The sequence below is a fragment of the Pseudomonas furukawaii genome (genome assembly GCF_002355475.1).
Lineage (GTDB): Bacteria > Pseudomonadota > Gammaproteobacteria > Pseudomonadales > Pseudomonadaceae > Metapseudomonas > Metapseudomonas furukawaii.
Map to the genome: position 1 here is coordinate 337,946 of NZ_AP014862.1, position 24,840 is coordinate 362,785.

The 24,840-nt window shown below is 63.9% G+C and carries 20 protein-coding genes, 1 pseudogene and 1 riboswitch; of the genes and pseudogenes, 6 read left to right on the top strand and 15 right to left on the bottom strand.

Features of this window, described 5'->3' with window-relative positions:
• Positions 1 to 17: 17 nt before the first annotated feature.
• Positions 18 to 737 (bottom strand): 16S rRNA (uracil(1498)-N(3))-methyltransferase, encoded by a 720-nt coding sequence (locus KF707C_RS01580; protein WP_003455553.1) that lies wholly within the window; start codon positions 735 to 737, stop codon positions 18 to 20.
• A 79-nt stretch (positions 738 to 816) separates the two neighbouring features.
• Entirely contained in the window at positions 817 to 2,223 is a 1,407-nt protein-coding gene (locus tag KF707C_RS01585; protein WP_003455551.1) for an adenosylmethionine--8-amino-7-oxononanoate transaminase, read from the bottom strand.
• Positions 2,224 to 2,385: 162 nt separating this feature from the next.
• Here KF707C_RS01585 and KF707C_RS01590 point away from each other — a divergent pair, with 162 nt between their 5' ends.
• The 3 genes from KF707C_RS01590 to KF707C_RS01600 all read left to right on the top strand — a co-directional run bounded on the left by KF707C_RS01590 (position 2,386) and on the right by KF707C_RS01600 (position 5,428).
• Positions 2,386 to 3,855, top strand: coding sequence for a flavin monoamine oxidase family protein (locus KF707C_RS01590; protein ID WP_003455548.1), 1,470 nt, complete (start codon positions 2,386 to 2,388; stop codon positions 3,853 to 3,855).
• Positions 3,856 to 4,266: 411 nt separating this feature from the next.
• The gene (locus KF707C_RS01595; protein ID WP_003455546.1) at positions 4,267 to 4,821 is read left to right on the top strand and encodes a cytochrome b; all 555 of its coding nucleotides are present in this window, start codon (positions 4,267 to 4,269) and stop codon (positions 4,819 to 4,821) included.
• A 31-nt stretch (positions 4,822 to 4,852) separates the two neighbouring features.
• Complete coding sequence (locus tag KF707C_RS01600) at positions 4,853 to 5,428, top strand: YceI family protein (RefSeq protein ID WP_003455543.1); 576 nt, start codon at positions 4,853 to 4,855, stop codon at positions 5,426 to 5,428.
• A gap of 150 nt (positions 5,429 to 5,578) precedes the next feature.
• On the opposite strand, the gene KF707C_RS01605 is transcribed toward KF707C_RS01600, so the two are convergent.
• From KF707C_RS01605 to ahcY, 4 genes are all read right to left on the bottom strand, one after another.
• Entirely contained in the window at positions 5,579 to 7,537 is a 1,959-nt protein-coding gene (locus KF707C_RS01605) for a DEAD/DEAH box helicase (protein WP_003455532.1), read from the bottom strand.
• Positions 7,538 to 7,719: 182 nt separating this feature from the next.
• Positions 7,720 to 8,481, bottom strand: a complete 762-nt coding sequence (locus KF707C_RS01610) for a substrate-binding periplasmic protein (RefSeq protein ID WP_003455530.1) — start codon at positions 8,479 to 8,481, stop codon at positions 7,720 to 7,722.
• Between the two features lie 151 nt (positions 8,482 to 8,632).
• Positions 8,633 to 9,478: a methylenetetrahydrofolate reductase [NAD(P)H] gene (gene metF, locus KF707C_RS01615; RefSeq protein ID WP_003455528.1), complete on the bottom strand. Its 846-nt coding sequence runs from the start codon at positions 9,476 to 9,478 to the stop codon at positions 8,633 to 8,635.
• Between the two features lie 63 nt (positions 9,479 to 9,541).
• Complete coding sequence (gene ahcY, locus KF707C_RS01620; protein WP_003455525.1) at positions 9,542 to 10,951, bottom strand: adenosylhomocysteinase; 1,410 nt, start codon at positions 10,949 to 10,951, stop codon at positions 9,542 to 9,544.
• A 22-nt stretch (positions 10,952 to 10,973) separates the two neighbouring features.
• Positions 10,974 to 11,055: riboswitch (S-adenosyl-L-homocysteine riboswitch) on the bottom strand.
• A 307-nt stretch (positions 11,056 to 11,362) separates the two neighbouring features.
• Between ahcY and KF707C_RS01625 the strand changes: the two genes are divergently transcribed.
• Together KF707C_RS01625 and KF707C_RS01630 are read left to right on the top strand one after the other, a co-directional pair.
• On the top strand, positions 11,363 to 12,937 hold the full coding sequence (locus KF707C_RS01625; protein ID WP_003455521.1) for a methyl-accepting chemotaxis protein: 1,575 nt from the start codon (positions 11,363 to 11,365) through the stop codon (positions 12,935 to 12,937).
• Between the two features lie 204 nt (positions 12,938 to 13,141).
• Positions 13,142 to 13,594, top strand: coding sequence for a c-type cytochrome (locus tag KF707C_RS01630; protein WP_036993836.1), 453 nt, complete (start codon positions 13,142 to 13,144; stop codon positions 13,592 to 13,594).
• Here KF707C_RS01630 and ligB read toward each other — a convergent pair.
• From ligB to KF707C_RS01670, 9 genes and pseudogenes are all read right to left on the bottom strand, one after another.
• Complete coding sequence (gene ligB, locus KF707C_RS01635; protein WP_003455515.1) at positions 13,588 to 15,255, bottom strand: NAD-dependent DNA ligase LigB; 1,668 nt, start codon at positions 15,253 to 15,255, stop codon at positions 13,588 to 13,590. The genes KF707C_RS01630 and ligB overlap by 7 nt on opposite strands.
• A 181-nt stretch (positions 15,256 to 15,436) precedes the next feature.
• A pseudogene (locus tag KF707C_RS01640) lies at positions 15,437 to 15,568 on the bottom strand (methionine adenosyltransferase); the annotation flags it as partial.
• A gap of 307 nt (positions 15,569 to 15,875) precedes the next feature.
• Positions 15,876 to 17,621 (bottom strand): ATP-binding cassette domain-containing protein, encoded by a 1,746-nt coding sequence (locus tag KF707C_RS01645; RefSeq protein WP_003455512.1) that lies wholly within the window; start codon positions 17,619 to 17,621, stop codon positions 15,876 to 15,878.
• Between the two features lie 4 nt (positions 17,622 to 17,625).
• Positions 17,626 to 18,801 carry a YcaO-like family protein gene (locus tag KF707C_RS01650; protein WP_081608123.1) on the bottom strand — a complete coding sequence of 392 codons (1,176 nt, stop codon included), beginning with the start codon at positions 18,799 to 18,801 and terminating at the stop codon, positions 17,626 to 17,628.
• A 48-nt stretch (positions 18,802 to 18,849) separates the two neighbouring features.
• Complete coding sequence (locus KF707C_RS29300) at positions 18,850 to 19,011, bottom strand: hypothetical protein (protein ID WP_158526746.1); 162 nt, start codon at positions 19,009 to 19,011, stop codon at positions 18,850 to 18,852.
• 160 nt (positions 19,012 to 19,171) lie between these two features.
• A complete protein-coding gene (locus KF707C_RS28965; protein ID WP_231992298.1) occupies positions 19,172 to 19,858 on the bottom strand; it encodes a helix-turn-helix transcriptional regulator in 687 nt (228 codons plus the stop codon).
• 505 nt (positions 19,859 to 20,363) lie between these two features.
• Positions 20,364 to 21,554, bottom strand: coding sequence for a methionine adenosyltransferase (gene metK, locus KF707C_RS01660; RefSeq protein WP_003455510.1), 1,191 nt, complete (start codon positions 21,552 to 21,554; stop codon positions 20,364 to 20,366).
• Between the two features lie 19 nt (positions 21,555 to 21,573).
• A complete protein-coding gene (locus KF707C_RS01665; RefSeq protein WP_003455507.1) occupies positions 21,574 to 22,575 on the bottom strand; it encodes an ArsR/SmtB family transcription factor in 1,002 nt (333 codons plus the stop codon).
• Between the two features lie 77 nt (positions 22,576 to 22,652).
• The gene (locus tag KF707C_RS01670) at positions 22,653 to 23,534 is read right to left on the bottom strand and encodes a LysR family transcriptional regulator (protein ID WP_003455504.1); all 882 of its coding nucleotides are present in this window, start codon (positions 23,532 to 23,534) and stop codon (positions 22,653 to 22,655) included.
• A 106-nt stretch (positions 23,535 to 23,640) separates the two neighbouring features.
• Here KF707C_RS01670 and KF707C_RS01675 point away from each other — a divergent pair, with 106 nt between their 5' ends.
• The gene (locus tag KF707C_RS01675; protein ID WP_003455500.1) at positions 23,641 to 24,774 is read left to right on the top strand and encodes a TDT family transporter; all 1,134 of its coding nucleotides are present in this window, start codon (positions 23,641 to 23,643) and stop codon (positions 24,772 to 24,774) included.
• Positions 24,775 to 24,840 lie beyond the last annotated feature (66 nt).

The window sequence follows — 24,840 nt, forward strand, 5'->3', positions numbered from 1 at the left end:
CCATCCTTCATCTGGCGTCAGAAATCGCCCCAGAGCTGCTGGGCCACGCTGAGGGCCACCACCGGGGCGGTCTCGGTTCGCAGTACCCGTGGGCCCAGGCGGGCCGCGTGGAAGCCGGCGGCCTTGGCCGACTCCACCTCGGTGTCGGAAAGCCCACCCTCCGGCCCGATCAGGAACGCCAGGGTGCCGGGGCGCGCATGGCTGGCCAGGGGGGCGGCCACCGGGTGCAGCACCAGCTTGAGGTCCGCCTCGACCTGCCGTTGCCAGTCGGCCAGGGCGACCGGGGCATGGATCACCGGCAGCACCGAGCGACCGCACTGTTCGCAGGCGCTGATGGCCACCTGGCGCCAGTGGGCCAGGCGCTTGTCGGCACGTTCGTCCTTCAGGCGCACCTCGCAGCGTTCGCTGACCAGCGGAGTGATTTCGACGGCACCCAGTTCGGTGGCCTTCTGGATCGCCCAGTCCATGCGCTCGCCACGGGACAGGCCCTGGCCCAGGTGCACCCTCAGGGGGGATTCGGCCAGGCCGGCGAAGGCCTCCCTCAGCTCCACCTGCACGCGCTTCTTGCCCACCTCCACCAGTTCACCGCGGAACTCCTGGCCGGAGCCGTCGAACAGCTGCACGGCGTCGCCGGCGGCGAGGCGCAGCACGCGGCCGATGTAGTGGGCCTGGGCTTCGGGCAGTTCGTGCTGGCCGAGGGAAAGCGGGGCGTCGATGAAGAAGCGGGAGAGGCGCATAGAGGGGGTGCTGGAGGCCGGAAGCTGAAAGCCGGAAGTCTACCCGCCAGGCGCTTCCGGCTTCCAGCGTCGGACTGCGCTAGCCCGGATCCCGATGGTTCGGATGCAGGTCCGCCGCCACCGGCACGCTCACCGCATCGCGGGTGGCGATGTCGATGCCTTCGGTGGCCACCTCGGCGAGGAAGTCGATCTGTTCCGGGGTGATCACGTAGGGCGGCAGGAAATACACCACGTTGCCCAGCGGCCGCAGTAGGGCGCCGCGCTCCAGGGCGTGCTGGAAGACCTTGAGGCCACGGCGTTCCTGCCAGGGGTAGGGCGTCTTGGCGGCCTTGTCCTGGACCATTTCGATGGCCAGGACCATGCCGGTCTGGCGCACTTCGGCGACGTGCGGGTGATCCACGAGGTGGGCGGTTGATTGGGCCATGCGCATGGCCAGCGCGCGGTTGCGCTCGATCACCCGGTCCTGCTCGAAGATGTCCAGGGTCGCCAGGGCCGCGGCGCAGGCCAGCGGGTTGCCGGTGTAGGTGTGGGAGTGGAGGAAGGCGCGCAGGGTCTGGTAGTCGTCGTAGAAGCCCTGGTAGACGGTCTCCGATGTGAGCACCGCGGCCATGGGCAGGTAGCCGCCGGTCAGGGCCTTGGACAGCACCAGGAAGTCCGGGGCGATGCCGGCCTGTTCGCAGGCGAACATCGTGCCGGTGCGACCGAAGCCCACGGCGATCTCGTCATGGATCAGGTGCACGCCGTAGCGGTCGCAGGCCTCGCGCAGCAGCTTGAGGTACACCGGGTGATACATGCGCATGCCGCCGGCACCCTGGATCAGGGGCTCGACTATCACCGCGGCCACCTCTTGGTGGTGCTCGGCGAGGGTGCGCTCCATGTGGGCGAACATGGCCCGGGAGTGCTCTTCCCAGCACAGGCCTTCGGGGCGCAGGTAGCAGTCCGGGCTCGGCACCTTGAGGGTGTCCAGCAGCAGCGACTTGTAGGTCTCGGTGAACAGCGCCACGTCGCCCACCGACATGGCCGCCACGGTTTCGCCGTGGTAGCTGTTGGTCAGGGTCACGAAGCGCTTCTTGCGTTCCAGGCCCTGGTTGCGCCAGAAGTGATAGCTCATCTTCAGCGCCACTTCGATGCCCGAGGAGCCGTTGTCGGCGTAGAACACCCGGTCCAGGCCCTTGGGGGTGATCTTCACCAGCCGCTCGGACAGCTCCACCACGGGCTGGTGGCTGAAGCCCGCGAGGATCACGTGCTCCAGCTGGTCCACCTGGTCCTTGATGCGCTGGTTGATGCGCGGATTGGCGTGGCCGAAGACATTCACCCACCAGGAACTGACGGCATCCAGGTAGCGCTTGCCCTCGAAATCCTCCAGCCAGACACCCTCGCCCCGGCGGATCGGCACCACCGGCAGGCGTTCGTGATCCTTCATCTGGGTGCAGGGGTGCCAGAGCACGGCGAGGTCGCGTTGCATCCAGTCGGCGTTGAGGCCCATGTGTCGTTCTCCTGTGGCGATCGGCGAAGCCTATGCAAAGGCGCGGGGTCGAACAAGCGGGACGCGCCCGGCCGTTCCCGAGGCACGTCTGGCCCGGCATCCGGGGCTGGCGTATCCTGCGCGCCACTTTCGAACCAGCACCGCTTCACCGGGAGATTCTTCATGCCTGCAGCCTGGCGCGCCTTGGCGTTCATCATCGTGGGAGGGCTCAGCGCGACGGCGCTGGCCAAGGACAAGCAACCGAGCGCCATCGTCATCGGTGGCGGCATGGCCGGCCTCACCTCGGCCTACGAACTGCAGCAGAAGGGCTGGCAGGTCACCCTGCTGGAAGCCAGGCCTTCCCTGGGTGGCCGCTCCGCCCTGGCCACCAGCGAGTGGATCGGCAGCGCCAGGCTGCAACCCACCCTCTATCGCTACCTGGACCAGTTCAAGGTGAAGGCCGTGCCCGCGCCCGACTACGTGCGCACACCGGGTTATCTCGTGGCAGGCCGCTATTTCTCGGAGGCGGACCTGCTGAAGGAGGCCCCGAGCACCCTGGAGGGCCTGAAGCGCTTCGACAAGAGCCTGGACGACCTGGCGGCCTCCATCGAGGACCCGCTCAAGCCCCTGGCCAACCACACCCTGCAGAGCCTGGATGCCATCACCGTGGCCCGCTGGCTGGAAAAGCTGAACCTGCCGCCGACCGCGAAGGCCCTGGTGGAGCAGCGCATCCGTTCCCGTTATGACGAGCCTTCGCGCCTGTCGCTGCTCTATCTCGCCCAGCAGGCCCGGGTCTATCGCGGCCTGCCGGACACCGAAATGCGTTCCGCGCGCCTGCCCGGCGGTAGCCAGGTACTGGCCCAGGCCATGGCCAAGCGGTTGAAGACCATCAAGACCAACGCCCGGGTTTCCGCCATCGTCCAGGACAAGGACGGCGTCACCGTGAAGGTGGGCGGGACCGGCTACACGGCGGATTACGTGGTGCTCGCCGTGCCGCTGCCGGCACTGGGCAGGATCAGCCAGACCCCCTCCCTCTCCGCCCTGCAGCTCAAGGCCCTGAAGGACATCAACTACGGCTGGCGCGACCAGATGCTGCTGAAGTTCAGGAAGCCCGTCTGGGGCAAGAGCCGCCTCTCCGGCGAGGTCTACAGCGACCAGGGCCTGGGCATGCTCTGGGTCGAACCGGCGCTGAAGGGCGGCGCCAACCTGCTGGTCAACCTGTCCGGCGACAACGCCCGACTGATGCAGGCCTTCGGTGACCGGCAGATGGTGGACCAGGTGCTGATCCGCTTCGACAAGCTCTATCCGGGCGCCCGCGAGCAGTTCAAGGGCTACGAACTGCGCCGCTATGGCAAGGACGCCCTGGCCGGCGGTGCCTACCTGGCCTATGGCCCGGGCGAGATCAGCCTCTACTGGCGCCTCTGGGAGCAACCCCTGGGGCGCGTCGTGTTCGCAGGGGAACACACCGACGCACTCTATCCCGGCACCCTGGAGGGGGCGCTGCGCAGTGGCGAGCGCGCCGCCGCCCAGGTCATCGACCTCAAGGCCGGCAAGTCGGTCGGGCCGGTGGAGACGGTCGCTGAAGCCAGGCCCGCGCCCAGGCCCGTGGCCAGGGAAGAAAAGAAAGGCTTCTTCTCCCGCCTGTTCGACTGATCAGGTTCCAGGCGGTGGCGCGCTCCGCCGCCTGTCCTCCCTTTCCCCGTCGCTCGGAGCTTTCCGAGGAACTTTCAGTCCAGGCTGTCACTGAAGGTCCTGGCGGCGTGCTTCCTTGCAAGCATCGTATTGCTCGATATTTCAAAGCGAAATTTTCCACTTTTATTCGATAGATTTGCCGCTAGGCTAAATCGGTCGCATTCAGCAGGACCGCATTCCAGGATGTCCCCCTTGCCCTCCCTTTCGTACCCCTTTGCCCTCGAGCCAGGCCGAGTCCGTCGCTCCTTTGGTGCGGGGCCGCTCTCGGATGGCCGACGTCCTGCCCGATACTTCCCCGAGCCGAAGCCATGACGGCGGCGTCGATCCGTTCGGTGGGGTTCATCCGGTCCGACACTTTCCAGGAAATCCTTCATGCAATGGCGTAACACTTCCTCCCGCTTCGGCCTGGTCAGCATCGTCCTGCACTGGGGCGTGGCCCTGGTCTTCTTCGGCCTGTTCGGCCTTGGCCTGTGGATGGTCGGCCTCGATTACTACAGCAGCTGGTACAAGACCGGCCCGGATATCCACAAGGGCGTCGGCATCCTGCTGTTCCTGGTGATGCTGGCTCGCCTGGTGTGGCGCTTCGTCAGCCCGCCGCCTCCGGCCCTGCCCAACCATGGCGCCATGACGCGCCTGGGGTCCAAGGTCGGCCACCTGGTGCTCTACGTCGGCCTGTTCGCCCTGATGATCTCCGGCTACCTGATTTCCACCGCCGACGGGCGCGGCATCCAGGTGTTCGGGCTGTTCGAGGTGCCCGCCACCCTGACCGCCATCCCCGACCAGGAGGACGTGGCGGGCCTCATTCATGAATACCTCGCCTGGGGACTGCTGATCTTCGCCGGCATCCATGCCCTGGCCGCACTCAAGCACCATTTCATCGATCGCGACGCGACCCTGACCCGGATGTTCGGTCGCGCCGCCAAGTAACGCTGCAACTTCTCAACAAGGAGAATTACCGATGCTGAAGAAATCCCTCGCCGCCCTGACCCTGGGTGCCGCCCTCTTCGCCGGCCAGGCCATGGCCGCCGACTACACCATCGACAAAGAGGGCCAGCACGCCTTCGTCAACTTCAAGATCGGCCACCTCGGCTACAGCTACATCTACGGTACCTTCAAGGACTTCGACGGCACCTTCAGCTTCGATGCCAAGAACCCGGAAGCCAGCAAGGTCAAGGTGACCCTGAAGACCGCCAGCGTGGACACCAACCACGCCGAGCGTGACAAGCACATCCGGAGCGGCGACTTCCTCAATGTGAGCAAGAACCCCACCGCCACCTTCGAGTCCACCTCGGTGAAGTCCACCGGTGAGGGCACCGCCGACGTGACCGGCAACCTGACCCTGAACGGCGTGACCAAGCCGGTGGTGGTCAAGGCCACGTTCGTGGGCGAGGGCAGCGATCCCTGGGGCGGCTACCGCGCCGGTTTCGAAGGCTCCACCCGCATCAAGCTGAAGGACTTCGACATCCAGAAGGACCTTGGCCCGGCCTCCCAGGAAGCCGAGCTGATCATCTCCTTCGAGGGCGTGCGTTCCTAAGCCCAACCCCGCTGCACAAGACGCCGGCCCTGTGCCGGCGTTTTTCATCGTCGCGTGCTGATGTTCGTCGGTCGGTGCGAGGCCCTGTCCGGTGATCCCTGGAAACGAAAACGCCGGCACGAGGCCGGCGTTTCCAGGACGCGAAGGAACTCAGCGGTTGCGGGTCAGCAACGCCGGCTTCTCGCCACGGGGGCGCGACTGTTGCTGCAGTTCTTCCAGCTGCTCCGGCGTCGGGAAGCGGTCCGCGCGGGACTCCTTCATGATGATCTTGGGTGCAGGCTTGCTGGCGCGAGGATCCTGCACGGCCGGCTCATCGCGACCACGGCTCACCAGTTGATCATCGCGGCGCGGCGCATTGCCTCGCCCACCTTTTGCGGCCTTGCCCTGGCGCTGTTTCTGGCCGCCCTGTCCGCCCTGGCGCTGACCCGGGTTGCCGCCCTGGTTGCTGCGGCCCTGGCCACCGCCACCGCTGCGGTTCTGGCCCTGACCCTGGCCCTGCTGGCGTTGGCCTTGTCCCGGGGCCTGGCCGCCGCGCCGCTTGCGCTGGTCCTGGCCCTTGGGTGGGTAAGGGCTGACGTAGTCGACGCGGTTGCCGAAGTTATCGACTTCATCGTCGAGGAACTCTTCCGGGTCCCGGTCGGCGGGCGATTGCGGGGCACCCTGGGACTGAGCCCTGGGCTGCTTCTGCTTCGGCTGGCGGGGCTGCTGCTTCTGCTGGGCGGCTGCCGGCTGCTGGCCCTGTTCCTGGCCTTGGCCCTTGCCCTTGCCGCGACGACGGTTGCGGCTCTTGCGCGGCTTGCCGTCGCCACCTTCGGACCCGGCTTCGGTGTCCTGGCCCTCGGCGACGCCCTGGGCGACCGGGGCCTTGTCCTTCTCCTTCGGCTCGCGCTTGGGCTTGTTGGCGCGCGGCTGGCGCTCCGGCTTCGGCGGGCGCGCCTCGGGGCGTTCCACCTCGACGTTGGCGGGGTCGAAGCCCAGCATGTCGCCGTCCGGGATCTTCTGCTTGGTCAGGCGTTCGATGGCCTTGAGCAGCTTGTCTTCATCCGGCGCCACCAGGGAGATCGCTTCCCCGCTACGACCGGCACGGCCGGTCCGGCCGATACGGTGCACGTAGTCTTCCTCGACGTTGGGCAGCTCGAAGTTCACCACATGGGGCAGCTGGTCGATGTCCAGGCCACGGGCGGCGATGTCGGTGGCCACCAGGATACGTACTTCGTTGGCCTTGAAGTCGGCCAGGGCCTTGGTGCGTGCGTTCTGGCTCTTGTTGCCGTGGATCGCCGCAGCCGGCAGGCCGTGCTTGGTCAGGTACTCGGCCAGGCGGTTGGCGCCGTGCTTGGTGCGGGTGAACACCAGCACCTGTTCCCAGGCGCCAAGGGTGATCAGGTGCGCCAGCAGGGCCCGCTTATGGCTGGCGGGCAGGCGGAATACGCGCTGCTCGATGCGCTCCACCGTGGTGTTCGGCGGGGTCACTTCGATGCGTTCGGGGTCATGGAGCAGCTTGTTGGCGAGTTCGACGATGTCTTTCGAGAAGGTCGCCGAGAACAGCAGGTTCTGGCGCTTGGCCGGGAGCCGGGCGAGGACCTTCTTCACATCGTGGATGAAGCCCATGTCGAGCATCCGGTCGGCTTCGTCGAGCACCAGGATTTCCACATGGGAGAGATCGACGTTGCCCTGGCCGGCCAGGTCCAGGAGGCGACCGGGGCAGGCCACCAGCAGGTCGACGCCCTTGGACAGCGCCTGGATCTGGGGATTCATGCCGACACCGCCGAAGATGCAGGCGCTGTTCAGGCTGAGGTCCCGGGCGTAGAGGCGGAAGCTGTCGTGGACCTGGGCCGCCAGTTCGCGGGTCGGGGTCAGGACCAGGACGCGGGCCTGGCGTGGGCCGTGGCGCTGGGACTTGTCGGGGTGCCCGTCGGGAAACAGCAGCTCCAGAATGGGCAGCGCGAAACCGGCGGTCTTGCCGGTACCAGTCTGGGCCGCGACCATCAGGTCGCGACCCTGCAACACGGCGGGAATGGCCCGCTGTTGCACGGGAGTGGGCTGGGCGTAGCCGGCGGCCTCGACGGCGCCGACCAATGCCTCGGAGAGACCGAGGGAGGCAAAGGACATGGGAGATCCTGTGTAGTGCTAGGGGGCTGGCCCGATAGGGTAGTCGTGCCTGGCTTGAATCACGGCAAAGGCCTGCGATCCCGACCGGTCCTGCTGGCGAAGTGGGTGCTCAGCGTCCGGGCGTAAGCCTGATGGCCGGGCGAGTATAACAGCTCCGCAGCGTTGTACAGCCCTTCCTGCGCTCAACGGTTGCCATCCAGCGACGCGGCGGTGGCCTGGTAGCGGGATTTCAACTGAGCGTAGGCGGGCTCCTGCTTGAAGCGTAGAAGCTCTGCGGAGAACCGCCCGGCCAGGCGCTCCAGCTCCGGTGTCCGGCGGAAGGACAGGTACAGGCGGTCGCGGCTGATCACCCTGGCGTGTTCGCCCACCTTTCCGGCAAGGCCCATCTTGTGGATCAGGAAGCGCCCGGCCAGGCGGTCGTTCACCACCAGGTCCACACGGTCGCGCACCAGTTTGCCGAGGTTCGCTTCATGGGTTGGCGCGGCTTCGCGGGTGAACAGGGGCGAGGTGCGAAACTGCGGGTCGGCGTACCAGTAGCCCGGCGAAACACCTACCTTGAGACCGCGCAGGTCGTCCAGGCGGTTGAAGGGGTAGGGGCGCTGGCGGTCATGGAAGAGCACGAATTCGACCTTCGACAGGGGCTCGGCGGGGTAGACCATCCAGCTTTCCCGCTCGTCCGTGTGGAAGATGTCCAGCACGCCATCGGCCTGGCCGCTTTCCAGTTCCATCAGGCAGCGTTTCCAGGGTTGCAGGCTCCATTCCACCTCGACGCCCAGGCGCCGGAAGACTTCGGCACTGGCCTCGTAGTCGAGACCGCGGATCTCGCCGTGCTCCTCGTAGACGTAGGGCGCCCAGGGCTCGCTGACGATGCGCAGGGGCTCCGCCCGGGCGGCGAGGCCCAGGCAGGCGAGCAGGGTGAGGAGAAGCAGTCTGGCTACTGGCATCTAGCCAGATTACGTGGACGGAAAGGCCCTGGGTAGTGAGCCTTGGGTCGAGTGTGAGCCGGTTCAGGCTTTCGCCGGGCGGACGTGCGGTGCGAGCGGGCGCCGGAATGAAAAAGGCCGGGACAGGCCCGGCCTTCGTCATTCCATGCACTCAACGCGGCAGCTTGAGGTTCCGCCAGAGCGCCAGGCTGGGTTCGGCCTGGTTCAGGGTGTAGAAGTGCAGGCCCGGGGCCCCGCCCTGAAGCAGGCGCTCGCACATCTCGGTGATCACCTGCTCGCCGAAGGCCTGGATGCTGGCCACGTCGTCGCCGTAGGCCTCCAGTTGCTTGCGCACCCAGCGCGGGATCTCGGCGCCGCAGGCGTCGGAGAAACGCGCCAGCTTGCTGTAGTTGGTGATGGGCATGATGCCCGGCACGATCGGGATCTCGACGCCCTGCCGGCGCGCGCGCTCGACGAAGTAGAAGTAGCTGTCGGCGTTGAAGAAGTACTGGGTGATGGCGCTGCTGGCGCCGGCGTTCACCTTGTTCACGAAGTGCTTCAGGTCTTCTTCGAAGTTGCGCGCCTGGGGGTGCACTTCGGGGTAGGCGGCCACTTCGATGTGGAAGTGATCGCCGGTCTCGGCGCGGATGAAGGCCACCAGGTCGTTGGCGTGGCGCAGCTCGCCGCTGGCCATGCCCATGCCCGAGGGCAGGTCGCCGCGCAGGGCGACGATGCGCTGGATGCCGGCATCCTTGTAGTGGGCCAGCAGGGCACGGAGTTCGGCCTTGCTGTCGCCGACGCAGGACAGGTGCGGCGCGGTGGGCACCTGGATCTCGCCGTCCAGCTGCAGCACGGTCTGCAGGGTGCGATCACGGGTGGAGCCGCCGGCACCGTAGGTGCAGGAGAAGAAATCGGGTTTGCAGCTCGCCAGGTTGCGAGCGGTGGCCAGCAGTTTCTCGTGGCCGGCTTCGGTCTTTGCGGGGAAGAACTCGAAGCTGTAACGACGGTCTTGGGACATGGAAAGCGGTCTCGTTCCAGCGGCAGGCTGCGGTCCGCTTGCGCGGGCCGCAGCCTGGGGCTGTCAGTAACGGTAGGTGTCCGGCTTGAACGGGCCGGAGGCGTCGACGCCGATGTAGTCGGCCTGCTGCGGGGTCAAACGGGTGACCACGCCGCCGAAGCCCTTCACCATTTCCAGCGCCACTTCCTCGTCCAGCTTCTTGGGCAGGACTTCCACGGTCAGGCGTTTGGCCTTCTCGTCGGCCGGCAGGTCGGCGAACTTCTGCTCGAACAGGTGGATCTGGGCCAGCACCTGGTTGGCGAAAGAGCCGTCCATGATGCGGCTCGGGTGGCCGGTGGCGTTGCCCAGGTTCACCAGGCGGCCTTCGGCCAGCAGGATCAGGTAGTCGTCATTCAGCGGGTCGAAGCCGACATTGCCGGTGCGGTGGATCTTGTGCACCTGGGGCTTCACCTCTTCCCAGGCCCAGTGCTTGCGCATGAAGGCGGTGTCGATCTCGTTGTCGAAGTGACCGATGTTGCACACCACGGCGCGCTTCTTCAGCGCCTTGAGCATGTTGGCGTCGCAGACATTGACGTTACCGGTGGTGGTGACGATCAGGTCGATCTTGCCCAGCAGGGCGGCGTCGATGCTGTCCGGCGTGCCGTCATTGAGGCCGTCCTTGTAGGGGGAGACGACTTCGAAGCCGTCCATGCAGGCCTGCATGGCGCAGATCGGGTCGACTTCCGAGACCTTCACGATCATGCCTTCCTGGCGCAGGGACTGGGCGGAACCCTTGCCCACGTCGCCGTAGCCGATCACCAGGGCCTGCTTGCCGGACAGCAGGTGGTCGGTGCCGCGCTTGATGGCGTCGTTCAGGCTGTGGCGGCAGCCGTACTTGTTGTCGTTCTTGCTCTTGGTGACCGAGTCGTTGACGTTGATCGCCGGGACTTTCAGGGTGCCCGCCTTGAGCATGTCCAGCAGGCGGTGCACGCCGGTGGTGGTCTCTTCGGTGATGCCGTGGATCTTCTCCAGCATCTGGGGGTATTTCTTGTGCAGGATCTCGGTCAGGTCACCGCCGTCGTCCAGCACCATGTTGGCGTCCCAGGGCTGGCCGTCCTTGAGGATGGTCTGCTCGATGCACCACTCGTACTCCGCCTCGGTCTCGCCCTTCCAGGCGAACACCGGGATGCCGGCGGCGGCGATGGCGGCCGCGGCCTGGTCCTGGGTGGAGAAGATGTTGCAGGAGGACCAGCGCACTTCGGCGCCCAGGGCGACCAGGGTTTCGATCAGCACGCCGGTCTGGATGGTCATGTGGATGCAGCCGAGGATCTTCGCGCCTTTCAGGGGCTGGCTGGCGGCGTACTTGCGACGCAGGCCCATCAGGGCGGGCATCTCGGATTCGGCGATGATCAGCTCGCGGCGGCCCCAGGCGGCCAGGGAAATGTCGGCGACCTTGTAGTCGGTGAAATCGGCAGGCGTCATGACAGCGCTCATGCGTGAGTCTCCATTCGTAGTGTGCGAATGGGCGCCGTTGATGCGTTATGCAACGCCCCTTCCGAGCCTGACAGGCCGTGCCTGCTGCAGCGCCCCTCGGAAGGGAGGCGGGAACGGCCGGGCAGCGCCGGCCGTTTGAAACCGGCGAATTATAGCGGCGCCGACGGGCGAGCCCAAGGTTTTCCGTCGCCCCGCGTCTGGATGGGCGCAACGGGATCGCCCGCAAGGATTTTCTCCCCTTCGTGCGTGCTCGATCCTGGTGCGTGTCGCGGGCTCGCCCGACCCGAAACGGGGCGTCGCGCCCGGCATTTTCCCGGCAACCCGCCGCCGCCCTGACCTGGCCGCCTTCTTGCTGTGCAACCCGGAGCCCCGGGATGTGCCGTCCGGGGCCTGTTCGGCCAGGAGGCTCCCATGTCCGCCACGTCCCTCTTCGATTCGCTGCTCCGTTCCGTCGGGCTGCGTACCCTCAACCAGCAGTTCCTCTTCTCCTATGCGCTGATGTTCCTGCTGGCGGTCACCGCCTCGGTGGCGCTCTACCTCAGCATGTCGGTGTCGCCGGAGACCATCAACGTGGCCGGTGCCCAGCGCATGCTCAGCCAGAAGATGACCAAGGAAGCGCTGCTGCTGCGCCAGGGCGCCATCCCCCGCGCCACCCTGGACGCCACCATCGCCCAGTTCGACCAGGCCCACCGCGACCTGCTGCAGGGCAACCCGGCGCGCAACATCAGCGCCCTCCAGGAGCCGGCGATAGCCCGGCAGATGCGCCAGGTGGGGCAGCTCTGGGCCGCCTTCCGCCCGCAACTGGAACGGGGCGAAGGTGACCTGGCCACCCTGGAGTCCGCCTCCCTGAACCTGCTCAGGGAGATGAACAAGGCGGTGGGCCTGATGGCCGCCCATGCCGAGAACTCCCAGCGCCGGCAGATGTGGCTGGCCTTCGCCTGCGTGATCGGCATTCTCCTGCTGGTGGTGTTGGGCCGGCAGTTCGGCCTGCGTCCGCTGATCCATCGCCTGGGCGAACTGGAGGGCGCGCTGACCCGGGTGGGGCAGGGGGATTTCACCCAGCCCCTGGTGGGCCAGCGCCAGGACAACGAGATCGGCCGCATCGTCGCCGGCTACAACCTGATGCGCGAGCAGGTGCGTGGCCTGCTGGGGCAGGTGAAGGAAACCGGCGGCCATACCCGCCAGCATGTGGACACCGTGGTGACGGCCGCCCAAGCCGCCAGCGACGGCGTGCGCCTGCAGCACGAGAACCTGGACCAGGTGGCCACCGCGATGAACGAGATGAGCGCCACGGTCGCCGAAGTGGCCCGCCACGCGGCCCACGCCGCCGAGTCGGCGCGCAATGCCGATGGCTGTGCCAAGGCCGGGCAGCAGGCGGTGCAGCGCAGCTCCCTGCTGATCGGCGCCCTGTCCACGCAGATGGCCGCCAGCGCCGGGCAGATGAATGCCCTGCGGGACGAGACCGAAGGCGTGGGCAAGGTGCTGGAGGTGATCACCGGCATCGCCGAACAGACCAACCTGCTGGCGCTGAACGCCGCCATCGAGGCGGCGCGGGCCGGCGAGGCCGGGCGTGGCTTCGCCGTGGTGGCGGACGAGGTGCGCACCCTGGCCAGCCGCACCCAGCAGTCCACCGGCGAGATCCAGGCCATGATCCAGCGCCTGCAGGACGGCGCCCAGCAGGCGGTGTCCGCGCTGCAGGACAGCAACCGCCTGGTGAGCGAGAACCTCAGCCATATCGAGCAGGCCAGCGAGGTGCTGGGCAGCATCGTCGTGGCGGTGGACAGCATCAGCGCCATGAATACCCAGATCGCTACCGCCGCCGAGGAGCAGAGCCAGGTGGCCCAGGATATCGACCAGCGGGTGACGGAAATCTCCAGCCTGGCCGAGCGCAGCCGCGATGACGCCCACAGCGTGATGCAGGCCAGCCAGCGCATTCAGGGGGAAGTGCAGGAACTGAACGGGCACCTGGATCATTTTCGCACCTGACCGGCCGGGTGCGACAAAGGGTCGCCCGGTTGGCGGCGAGGGCTTGCGCAGTCGGTTCAAACAGGCGGGGACGGGCGGTCCGGGTGAGGCAGGGGCGCGATCCGGGGCCGTCTTCGTCGCCGCGACGGCAACGCAGGTGGTTTTTCACCCGCCTGCCAGGGAGTACTCTGTCGCCCGCCTTAAGCCCGACCCGTGATCCTGCCGATGAACGCCAAGAAGTTTCTGATCCTCGCCGCCCTCTGCCTGGGCCTTGCCGCCTGTGGCGGGGTTGACCCCAATTCGCCGCTGGGCAAGCGCCAGGCGATCTTCAAGGACATGCTCCGCACCAGTGAAGACCTGGGGGGCATGCTGCGTGGACGCATCGCCTTCGATGACGACCGCTTCGCCCAGGGCGCCGTCCGCCTGGAGGAACTGTCCCGCCAGCCCTGGCAGCATTTCCCGCAGGCCCATGAGGGCGATGCCGACAGCGCCGCCCGCGACGAGGTCTGGCAGCGCCAGGAGCGTTTCCAGGCATTGGCCCGGGAACTGGAGGCCGCCACGGTCCAGCTGGCCAGCGCGGTGAAGGTGCGTCCCTTCACCGCCCAGGGTGTCGCGCCCCTGGTGCAGAAGGTGGAGGACGGCTGCGAGGCCTGTCACCAGGAATTCCGCGCCTACTGAGGCGCGAAGCCGCTGATCCCCTCGGCTTGCAGCGTGGCCGCCAGGGCCTGGACCTCCGGGTGCTGGAAGAAGGCCACCAGACGCTCGGCCCGCACCGGTCCCAGGCCGTCCCGGGATTGCCAGTCCAGCGCCGTCCGTTCGCTCAGTTCCTGCCAGTCCCCCTGCAGCGCCGCTCCGCCGCTGGGTGGCAGCCCGAGGGCCTTGAGCCAGCGCGTGAAGGGCCGTTGCCTCGCCGCGGTGAAACTCGCCTGCAACGCCTGGGCCCGCGCCCGGCCGATTCCGGGCCTGGCCTGAAGCGTCTCGGCGTCCAGCCCCAGCCAGTCCAGCATCCCCTCCAGCCCCAGTCGTGCCCAGGTGCCGCGCCCCAGGCCCCGCAGGTCCAGGCCGCCCTTGCCGCCCAGCCATTCCAGGCGGGCGAGGAACTGCTCTTCGCACCCGGGGCTCGGTCGGAAGCAGCTGAGGGCGTGATGGCGCCCGGCATCGGGAACGGCTACCGGCGCTCGCTCGGCGGCGCGCAGCACCACGCTGTCCAGCCGTGGAATGGTGAGCCCGGCCAGGACGATGGCCACCTGGTCGCCGGGGCGGACATCCAGCGCCTGCCAGCGCTCCAGGGAGCCCAGGCCCAGCTGGCGGATGCGACGGCCGTCCAGCTCCACCGGCTGCAGGCGCAGCAGCGGTGTGATGCGTCCGGTCCGGCCGACCCTGAAAGTCACCGCGCGGACCTCGGCCAGTGCCTTGCCGTAGGGGTATTTCCAGGCGACGGCCCAGTGCGGCGGCTCCGGCTTCCAGCGTGACGCCGCGGGGCGCCGGCCCTGGCGGATCACCACGCCATCGCTGGCGAAGGGCAGTGGCGAGCGGTACCAGCGCTGGCGCCAGGCGGCCACCTCGTCGGCGCCCGCCACCGGGCGGGTGAGGGCCTTGGCATCGACGAATCCCAGCCGCTCCAGGCCGTCCAGCCGCGCTTCCATGTCCATCGGGCCGTCCGGCCAGTCCCAGACGAAGAGGCCGATGCCGGCGGCGTCTGCCGTCTTCAGTTCGCGGCGGTTGAGCAGGCCCGCCACCTTGCCCCGGGCGCCCTGGCCGCCGCGCTCGGCCTGCACGTGGTCCGCCAGGCGCCAGTACAGCTCGCCTTGGAGCACGGCATCGCCCAGGCCGGGCAGGAGTTTGGGAATGGCCGGTATCCGGCGGGCCTGGGCGCTCCAGTCCTGGCCGTGGCGGCCGTCGCCCCGGCTGATGGCGCGCACCAGCCGGTCCTTGCGGTACTCCAGGGTGACGGCGACCCCGTCCACCTTGGGCTGGACCCAGAGGTCCCGACGCTGCCCCAGCCACGCTTCGAGGCTGTCCGGGCCGCCGAGCTTGTCCAGGCCGGTCTGGGGCACCGGGTGGGGCAGAGGCCCCCGGTTGCCCGCCAGAGGGTCGGGTGGCTCCGGTGCGACCTCCGGGAAGCAGTCGCGGAGCAGCTCGAGCCTGGCGCGTGCCTGGTCGTAGAGTTCGTCGTCCACCGACGAGCGGCCCAGGCGGTGGTAGTCCAGGTTCCATTGGCCGATCTGGCTGGCCAGCAGCTCCAGCTCGGTAGCCGCGCGGTCCGGGGTCCAGCGGGGGCAGGGCGTGGCGAGGATGGGCAGCAGGGCGAGGGTGAGGGGAACGATGCGACGCGGCATGGCGAGCCTCCTTGCTTCGGGGGGAGGTGGCCAGTCTAGGAAGCGGGTGGGGCCCGGGGGGCTGAATGCCCTGTGGGGCGGGACGCTGTTGCCTGTCGGGAGATTCGGTCGGCGACCGGGTGCGGCCAGCATGAAAAAGCCCCGCGCGGGGCGGGGCTTTTCGTGTGGCCGGTCGGGCTCGTCAGAGGCCGGCGGCGGCGCGCAGGGCTTCGGCCTTGTCGGTCCTTTCCCAGGTGAATGCGGTGAAGGTGTCGTCACCGTAGGTCATTTCATAGGGATTGCGGCCGAAGTGGCCGTAGGCCGCGGTCGACCTTGGACGGGTCCTTGCCGGAGAAGGCGCCGCCGCCGTGGCGGCCGTGCGGCCGTTTTGGTGGATGGCTATAGAAGGCCTGTGTTGACAATCTAGCGCACCACGCCCCCATCTCCAGATGCCCGTAATCATTCGTCGGCGGCAGCATGCGCCGCACCTCGGGAAAGGGCGCTGGTACCAGTCGGTGATCGAGCGCCAGCCACAGACATGCAGCAGGATCGAAAGAATGCAGGGATGAGCCGTAACCAACTGCCAAGCGAGGAGTGATCGAAGCATGGCACTCTACAGACTTGACGCACTAGCCCATCAATCAGTCTCGATCGAATTTACGCTCCGAATCGTTCTCTTGTATCTGTTGTTTAAGGATAGATGTTATTCGTTCGTTTCCTGATAGTTCACTCCATTCGCCTACGGCTATGATCCTCCCAGCGTGAACGACTAAGACTCGATCAAATCTACTAAGAGACTCAAGATCATGGGTAGCACAAATTAATGCCCGACCTTTGAAACGTTCGAATAGTAAGCTCCAAACCCGCTCCGCTGAAGCAGCGTCCAACGAAGCTGTTGGCTCATCAAACAAATTGAATGCTCCCGGCCTCATGATTACCCGCAGCAGCGAAAGACGCTTAAGTTCCCCTCCGGAGAGATTTGTTCCCTGATTCTCTATTTCAAAAGTTCTTAACTCGGAAGCAAGTCGGGGCAATGCTATAAGTCTCAGATAATAGGCAAGTTCAGCTTGATCGCACGCCTGCCCGAAGAGTGCTGAGTCAGTGATGTTTCCGCTTAAGATACAGGGCGACTGTGGGCAGTATCGAAGAAGAGAAAATTGATCTTTGCTTGAAAAGCTACTCAAATAGGCGCTATCTAATTTCAAGGTGTTGGTGGATTCAACCAAGACGCCCGCGAGTGCTTCGAGCAATGTTGTCTTGCCAGCACCGCTGCTGCCGACAATAGCAATGCTTTCGCCTTTCATAATTGATAGAGGCTCTACGAGCTCAAGGAGATTGGCCTCAGGCCGCTGAACAGAAAACGGCTCCAGCGTCAAAACTTCTACTTCAGTTTCCTTTTTATCATCAAGACAGGTGTTTTTTCTAAAATCTTGCAAATCTAATATTTGCTGAAATCGCCTCTGATCAGAGGAAAATTGATCGGTAAAACGATGAGCCTCTGCTACTGAGGCAACATTATTGAAGAAGGCCGTGGCAATAGTGAACATTGCAACCATTTCACCAACCGTCATGAAAGGGGCGGCTGACAGTTGATCCACGAACCCGAAGAGAAGGATTCCGGCTGTTGATAAACAAATGAATAGTGCCTTGACAGAGCCCAGTATTGATGCGGAAAACCCAATTCTAACCGCACTCAACGCATAATTACGATAAGCATTGTCTAGTGATAAAAAAGCTGACTCTGGAGTTCCCTCGCATTTTATTGCCTTCGCAGCAGTAAATGTCTGTGCGAAGCTCGATGCAACCTCGTCCTCTTGATCATTCAGATTATCGATATGGCATCTGCGCCAGCGTATTATCCGATGGTTAAGGTAAAGATAACTTAATGCAGTGCAGAGGACAGTGAAAAAAACCCCAATACCCCCATAGAACAAAAGTACGCCGCCCACAATTGCGATTTCTATTGCAAGAGGCACTCCCGAAATGAGTAGAAATCCTAGTAGTCTTTCATAAGCTGTAATTCCGCGATCAACAGTGTTTATTAATCCGCCTATTCGGAGAGAGGAAAAAACCTCAAACTCCTTCCCCATAACACTACGCGCCCATTGCAATGAACTCTCATAAACGCAGTCCTGAACCAACCTAGATAGGTGTAGAGACTGCAAGGGATTGATAACTACTTGAACTGCTCCTGCTATGCAGAACGCAACAAGCAGTATGGGGATTCTCTCGGAATAACTTCTTTCCGACGTCAATCCATCAACGATATGGCCAAGCAATATTGGAGCCGCAACAAACGTAAGCTTGCTAAGTGAGACGAAGAGAAGAACCTGAAGAACTTTCCATGGGCGAGACCCTAATGCGGTTATTATTCTCTGGTCCAGCATTGGTTCAGCTTTCCTTGTCAAAAGGCGAATGTAATAATGCGGCGTGTGGCGCTACCCACTTTCCACTTCTGATCAAGTTGAAGCGCTCCATGCCGGGCACGTAAACTTGAACCACAAAAACAGAACTTGCCATTTCATTCAGTACCCTATAATAGGGTGCGAATTCGCTGCGCTTAAGGCTATTAAGAGCACTATTAACTTGTTCGCGTGGCCTATTAGGAAATTTCCCATTTGGTTCTGGTAAATAATCAGTCACCTTTGAGCTTATAGGGCGCATTTTTCGTAAGCCTTCTAAACGCTTGGATCGAGAAATAATCCTAATCGCTTGCTCATCGATGCAGCGCTCTTCATACCCGTACAGCGTCTCAGCTTGAACCAGTTCAAATACGGCCCTGCTAAATGCCAACAAGAATGATTGTGAGCATCCTGATCCGATCTGCGGTAGAGAAAAAGTATCTTCTTCTCCATCCCTTACTGCAAGGCAAAAAAAAGAACCAAGCAATTCATCAACGAAATAAACCCTGATGCTGCCATGAGGTTTAAAGTCAATGCAGGAAAGCAAGCAATTTATATTCTTCTTGGATATTTCATGGATTTTTACCTCGCATTCTTCCCCGATAGAATCAAGCATAAGCAGTGACAGGATGTGGCGCTCAATTACTTCATTTAAACCGTGCAGGATTGCTTCCTCAAAACTGCACCCTAGAGCAGTTCCTGAGTTGGTGGCGTAGCGCTCTATAATTTTATGGCAAATACCTTCAGGTAAAGCATCACGGGGGCTAACAAGAAGCTGGGGAATAGCGATCTCGTCCTCCCCAAATAAACTCTTAAACTTAACCACTTCGACATGTTCGTTGAAGCAGCTTAGGCTTTGAATTACTCCGTCAGAATGCAGCGCGTGCTGCTTAGCGATCTTGGCAGCTTCGATTGGTGTTTCATTTAAGATCTCATTCTGCAAACAATAATGCTCAAAAGCCTCAGCCAGCGCACCAATTTCGCAAGACTTTCCTTTGCCTGCCCCCTCTGCGATCAACTTTCCTTGAGCATAAAGTGCAGCAATGGCAATACTTTCATCTATCTTGTCAATCACACTGTCCAGTCCTAGAGACTTGAAACAATTTTTTAATATCAATATCCTTGAGGCTCCAAGGTTTTCCCTTTCGTAGTTATGGATATCCATAGCTCTTCCTATAGAGTAGCGCGAGATACCTCGCGCTACTCATTTGGCTTACTCTGGCATTGCAGCTGAATCAATGAGCTCAGCTACATCATTTGGTTCCACTTCCTTGAGTTCTTCCTTGAAGAACTCAATTTCACTTTGAGTCAACTCTCCTTGCTGTGGACTCATATGCCAGATTCCACCTGTGCGCTCTGAGCGTTTACGTCCCATGTCTACTCTCCTTGAGTTGATTGGCTTTGTGTCTGCCGATTTAGTTGCTCAGCTGACGCCTGTAGTAAACATCACATGGGCATAATCAAAACTACTAAAACTTGTAGTCTCTCTGCTCAGATTTTTCCTGTCTGGATTTTCTCCAATTCTTACCCGAGAGCTAAATCAGTCCATGGATAGCCGCATAGGCTGCAGCCTGTGCATTATTACAAGCTCCCAACTTGTTATAGATGTTTCTCAGGTGAAAATTCACTGTATCAACTGATATGGAAAGAGATCTTGCCGTTTGCTTAGATGTGTCGCCGTCAGCAATGCATCTAAGGACTTGGGTCTCCCTGATGCTCAATGGTGTCTTTCTATGGGTAATGGTTTTTTCGCCTAGAGAAGATAATTTGTATATAGCCTGAATGACCAAGTACCTGAACTCGCAACTCAGAACCTTGTACTCTTCCTCGGTTATGCTTTTACTTTCTCTAGCTAATACCACGACTCCAGTTATAGGTGGTCGTGGGAAAACAACACAAGCCACGCCAAAGTTTTCTCTATTTTCCTGTCCCCTTCCTCCTGTGTTTCTATCAAGAAAATGATCTCCCTCCAAAACGATCATTCCTTCATCATTCATGTGGTCTTGAATAACTCCCTTTCGGAATAGTGGCCAGTTGTCGAATGATTCTCTTGCGCATCGTTCAAGATGCTCGCCGATAAATTGAAAGCACCTTGACTTGAATGAGGATGCAATTGAAATCATGCATGAGCAATTATCAAATCCCAGGTGCGATGCCGCTTGTGTCAAGGCCGCAGAGATATCCTCACAGCTATCTGCACAAGAAATTTCTTTCTCAGCCAAATAGCGCCACTCCGAAATCGAACGCTCAGACATAAGCATCGCTCACTCAGCAACCTCAGGGAGGGTCAATTCGAATGAGCGCTATCAAAGCAACTTATGCAGGTCTTTGTTAGGTGGGGTTGCCGCGATAAATGCAAGAAAAGCCCTGCAGAATAGGAGAATAAATCTCAAGAACAGCAGAAACTATAGTCCCGGTCCCATAGGATCGATCTGACTGAGTAACTGTTCCAGTTCGAGGCGCGCTCGCTCGGGAGACCCGCAAGAGCAGGTCAGTGTGGCGAGGGGCAGCAGTGCGAGGGTGAGGGGAACGATGCGACGCGGCATGGCGAGCCTCCTTGCTCTGGGGGGAGGTGGCCAGTCTAGGAAGCGGGTGGGGCCCGGGGGGCTGAATGCCCTGTGGGGCGGGACGCTGTTGCCTGTCGGGAGATTCGGTCGGCGACCGGGTGCGGCCAGCATGAAAAAGCCCCGCGCGGGGCGGGGCTTTTCGTGTGGCCGGTCGGGCTCGTCAGAGGCCGGCGGCGGCGCGCAGGGCTTCGGCCTTGTCGGTCCGTTCCCAGGTGAATGCGGTGAAGGTGTCGTCACCGTAGGTCATTTCATAGGGATTGCGACCGAAGTGGCCGTAGGCCGCGGTCGGCTGGTACATCGGGTGCAGCAGGTCGAGCATCCGGGTGATGGCATAGGGACGCAGGTCGAAATGCTCGCGAACCAGCTGGACGATCTTCTCGTCGCTGATCTTGCCGGTGCCGAAGGTGTTGATGGAGATGGAGGTGGGCTGGGCCACGCCGATGGCGTAGGACACCTGGATCTCGCAACGCTCGGCGAGGCCCGCGGCGACGATGTTCTTGGCCACGTAGCGGCCGGCGTAGGCGGCGGAGCGGTCGACCTTGGACGGGTCCTTACCGGAGAAGGCGCCGCCGCCGTGGCGGGCCATGCCGCCGTAGGAGTCGACGATGATCTTGCGACCGGTCAGGCCGCAGTCGCCCACCGGGCCACCGATCACGAAATTGCCGGTCGGGTTGATGTGGAACTGGGTGTCCTTGTGCAGCAGTTCGGCCGGCAGCACATGCTTGACGATCAGTTCCATCACGCCTTCGCGCAGGTCGGAGTACTTCACGTCGGGGTTGTGCTGGGTGGACAGCACCACGGCGTCGATGCCGACCACCTTGCCGTTCTCGTAGCGGCAGGTGACCTGGCTCTTGGCGTCCGGGCGCAGCCAGGGCAGCAGGCCGGACTTGCGGGCCTCGGCCTGGCGCTCCACCAGACGGTGGGAGAAGCAGATGGGGGCGGGCATCAGCACGTCGGTTTCGTTGCTGGCGTAGCCGAACATCAGGCCCTGGTCACCGGCGCCCTGGTCTTCCGGCTTGGCGCGGTCCACGCCCTGGTTGATGTCGGGGGACTGCTTGCCAATGATGTTGAGGATGCCGCAGGTGGCGCCGTCGAAGCCGACGTCGGAGCTGTCGTAGCCGATGTCGATGATGACCTTGCGCACCAGCTCCTCCAGGTCGACCCAGGCGGAGGTGGTCACTTCACCGGCGATGATGGCGACACCGGTCTTGACCAGGGTTTCGCAGGCGACGCGGGCGTGCTTGTCCTGGGCGATGATGGCGTCGAGCACGGCATCGGAAATCTGGTCGGCGATCTTGTCCGGATGGCCTTCGGACACGGATTCGGAGGTAAACAGGGAGTATTCGCTCATCTATCGGTTTTCCTATTAGTTACCGGTGGGTGAGTTCGCTTCGTGAATCCGGCTTGGCGAAGTGCCGCACCTGAATCTGAAAGCCGTTTCGCAAGCCAATGTAGAGGCTCTCGCCGGGCGTGAGCCCCGCGGCATTGGCCCAACGGGCCAGGTCGTCCTGTTCGAAGCCCAACCATAGATCGCCGCAGGCCTCCCTGGCCCAACTCTGGTTGTGGCTGCACAACTCGGTCACCAGCAGGCTGCCTCCCGGCTGCACCCGCTGGGCCAACTGTTTCATCGCATCGGCCGGTGCCGCGAAATGGTGCAGGACCATGTTCAGCACCACACAGTCGGCGGCCGCCTGCGGGTCGTTCAGGGCGTCGGCCAGTCGCAGTTCGACATTGCCGAGGCCTTCCTCCTGGCAGCGTGTACGCGCCAGGTCGAGCATCGCCGGGCTGTTGTCTAGCGCGGTGACGCGGGCGAAGCGCCGGGCCAGGTCGGGCAGGAAACCGCCGTCGCCGGGACCGACTTCCAGGGCACTGGCCTCGGCTCCGAAACCCAGGGCGTCGAGTACCGCCAGTACGCTATCGCGGTATTGCGGCAGTCCTGCGATCAGGTCCTGCTGGGCCTGGAATTTATCCGCCGTGCGGGCGAAGTAGTCGCGGCTCACCGCCTCGCGCTGGGCATGCACCTCGGCGATGCGGGCGGTGATGTCCGCCGGCAGCGCCAGGTCGTCCACTTCGGCCAGCAGGGCGGCGTGCAGTGTGCCGCCGATCCGTTCGCTCTGGGCCAGGGCGCGGCGGTAGAAGATCGCGTTGCCTTCGCGCCGGGTGGCCACCAGGCCCGCCTGGGCCAGGACCTTGAGGTGGTGGCTCATGCCGGACTGGCCGGTGGCGAAGATCTGCGCCAGTTCCAGGACGCCGAACGAGTCGTTGGCCAGGGCTCGCAGCACGTTCAGCCGCAGCGGGTCGCCGCCGGCCTTGCACAGGGCGGCCAGCTCGTCGCTGTCGTCGTGACGGATCTGGGGTACGCGCAGGCTCATAGGGCGCGCAGTCTAGTCCCCGGGTCGGAGGCCTGCAATGCCAATATCAAAAAGTTTTGATATTGGCTGATCGGTGGTCATCGGGGCTGCCGCGCGAGCGCCAGGAAGGCGGCGGGCGCGGGGCTCAGGCGCTGGCCGGGGCGCCAGAGGGCGTGGAACTCCCGTTCGATGGCCAGGCCGTCCACGTCCAGGCGCACCAGACGCCCGTCCGCCAACTCGTCGCGGACCATGAGCGGCGACAGCCAGGCGATGCCGCGCCCTTCGCGCACCAGGCGCTTGAGGGCCTCGCTGCTGCCGAGGGACATGCGGACCCGCAGCTCGATGCCTCGCTCCCGGTAGGCCCGCTCGACGCTGGCGCGGGTGGCCGACCCCGGTTCCCGCAGGTAGTGGTCATGGGGGGCCAGGTCTTCCGGTTGCAGGTGTGGGCATCCGGCCAGCGGATGCCGGGGGCCGGCCACCGGCAGCAGGCGGTCGCGGTCCAGCAGCTGGCTGGCGAAGGCGTCGGTGTCGAAGGCGCCCTCGACGAAGCCCAGGCTGATGCGGCCGTCCTCCAGCTGTGCCGCGACTTCGTGGGTGTTGCTCACCAGCAGCTCCACCGACAGGGCGGGGTGTCGCCGGTGGAAGTCCTCGATCAGCGCCGGCAGCAGGTAGCTGCCCAGGGTGGCGCTGGCGCCCAGCCGCAGTTCGCCCTCGTCCAGGTCGGCGAAGTCCCGCAGCTCCCGCTCGGCGGCGGCTTCCAGGGCGAAGATGCGCTGGGCGTAGTGCAGCAGGCGCTGGCCGGCTTCGGTCAGGGTTACGCCGCGTGGGCGGCGGTCGAACAGGGCGAGCCCGACGCTGGCCTCGAGGTCGCGGATTTCCCGGGTCACGGCCGGCTGGCTGATGAACAGGCGGTTGGCCCCGGCGCTGATGCTGCCGCTCTCGGCGACGGCGAGGAAGACCTTGAGATGGTGAAGATTCATAAATGGAAGGCATGCATAGAATGCTGAATATGTATTTTTCATATAGCACGCGCTTGCCTAGCCTGGCTGCATTTCCCGCCACGGGATCACCCGACCGGAGTCCAGCATGCCGCGCCCCTTCACCCGACTCGCCGAACCCTTCGCCTTCGTCCGCCAGTTCACCCCCAGCTGGTTCGCCGTGACCATGGGTACAGGCGTCCTGGCACTGGTGATGGCCTCGCTCCCCTGGGGTGGCGCACCGGAGCGCCGCCTGGCGGAAGGGCTGTGGCTGTTCAACGGCATGCTTTTCCTCGGCTTCGCGCTGCTGTTCGGAGCCCGCCTGGCGCTGTTTCGCGACACTCTGAAGCCCATGCTGCTGCACCCGGTGCAGTCCATGTTCCTCGGTGCCGTCCCCATGGGCCTGGCCACCTTCATCAACGGCCTGCTGCTGTTCGGCGTGCCGCATTGGGGCGCACGTGCCGTCGCACTCGCCGAGGCGCTCTGGTGGGGGGACGTCGCGCTGGCCCTGGGCGTGGCCCTGCTGGTGCCTTACCTGATGTTCACCCATCAGTCCCACGCGCTGGAGAAGCTCACGGCGGTCTGGTTGCTGCCCATCGTCGCGCCGGAGGTGGCGGCGGCGTCGGCGGGCGGCCTGGCCCCGCACCTGGCGCCCGAGGCGGCGCGGCAGGTGCTGGTGATCGGCTATCTGCTGTGGGGGCTGTCCCTGTCCCTGGCGTTTTCCCTGATCACCCTGGTGCTGTTGCGACTGACCCTGCACAAGCTGCCGGGCAGCGAGTTCGCCGCCACCAGCTGGCTGCCGGTGGGGCCGCTGGCCACCGGCTGCCTCGGACTGCTGAGCCTGGGCCGGGCGATGCCCGAAGCCTTCGCCGGTACCACCCTGGAAGGTGTCGCCGGGGTCGCCCGGGACCTTGGCCTGATGGCCGGGTTGCTGCTCTGGGGCGCCGCCGCCTGGTGGTTGGCCATGGCCCTGCTCTGCACTCGCCGGCACCTGGGCCAGGCGATGCGTTTCAACCTCGGCTGGTGGGGCTTCACCTTCCCCCTCGGGGTCTTCACCCTGGCCACCTTCGAGCTGGCGCACCGCACTGGCCTTGGATTCTTCGCGCTGGCCGGGGCGGTCCTGGCCCTGGGACTGGCGCTGATCTGGCTGCAGGTCATGGTCCGCACCCTGGCCGGGCTCTGGCATGGCGAGCTGTTCCGGGCGCCCTGTCTGGAGGCTGTCACCTGCCCGTCGGGACGCTGAGGCGAATCTTCGACCATCTGTGATTGCCCGCGACCTGTCGGCTGGGCGAAAATGGCGGCCTTTTTT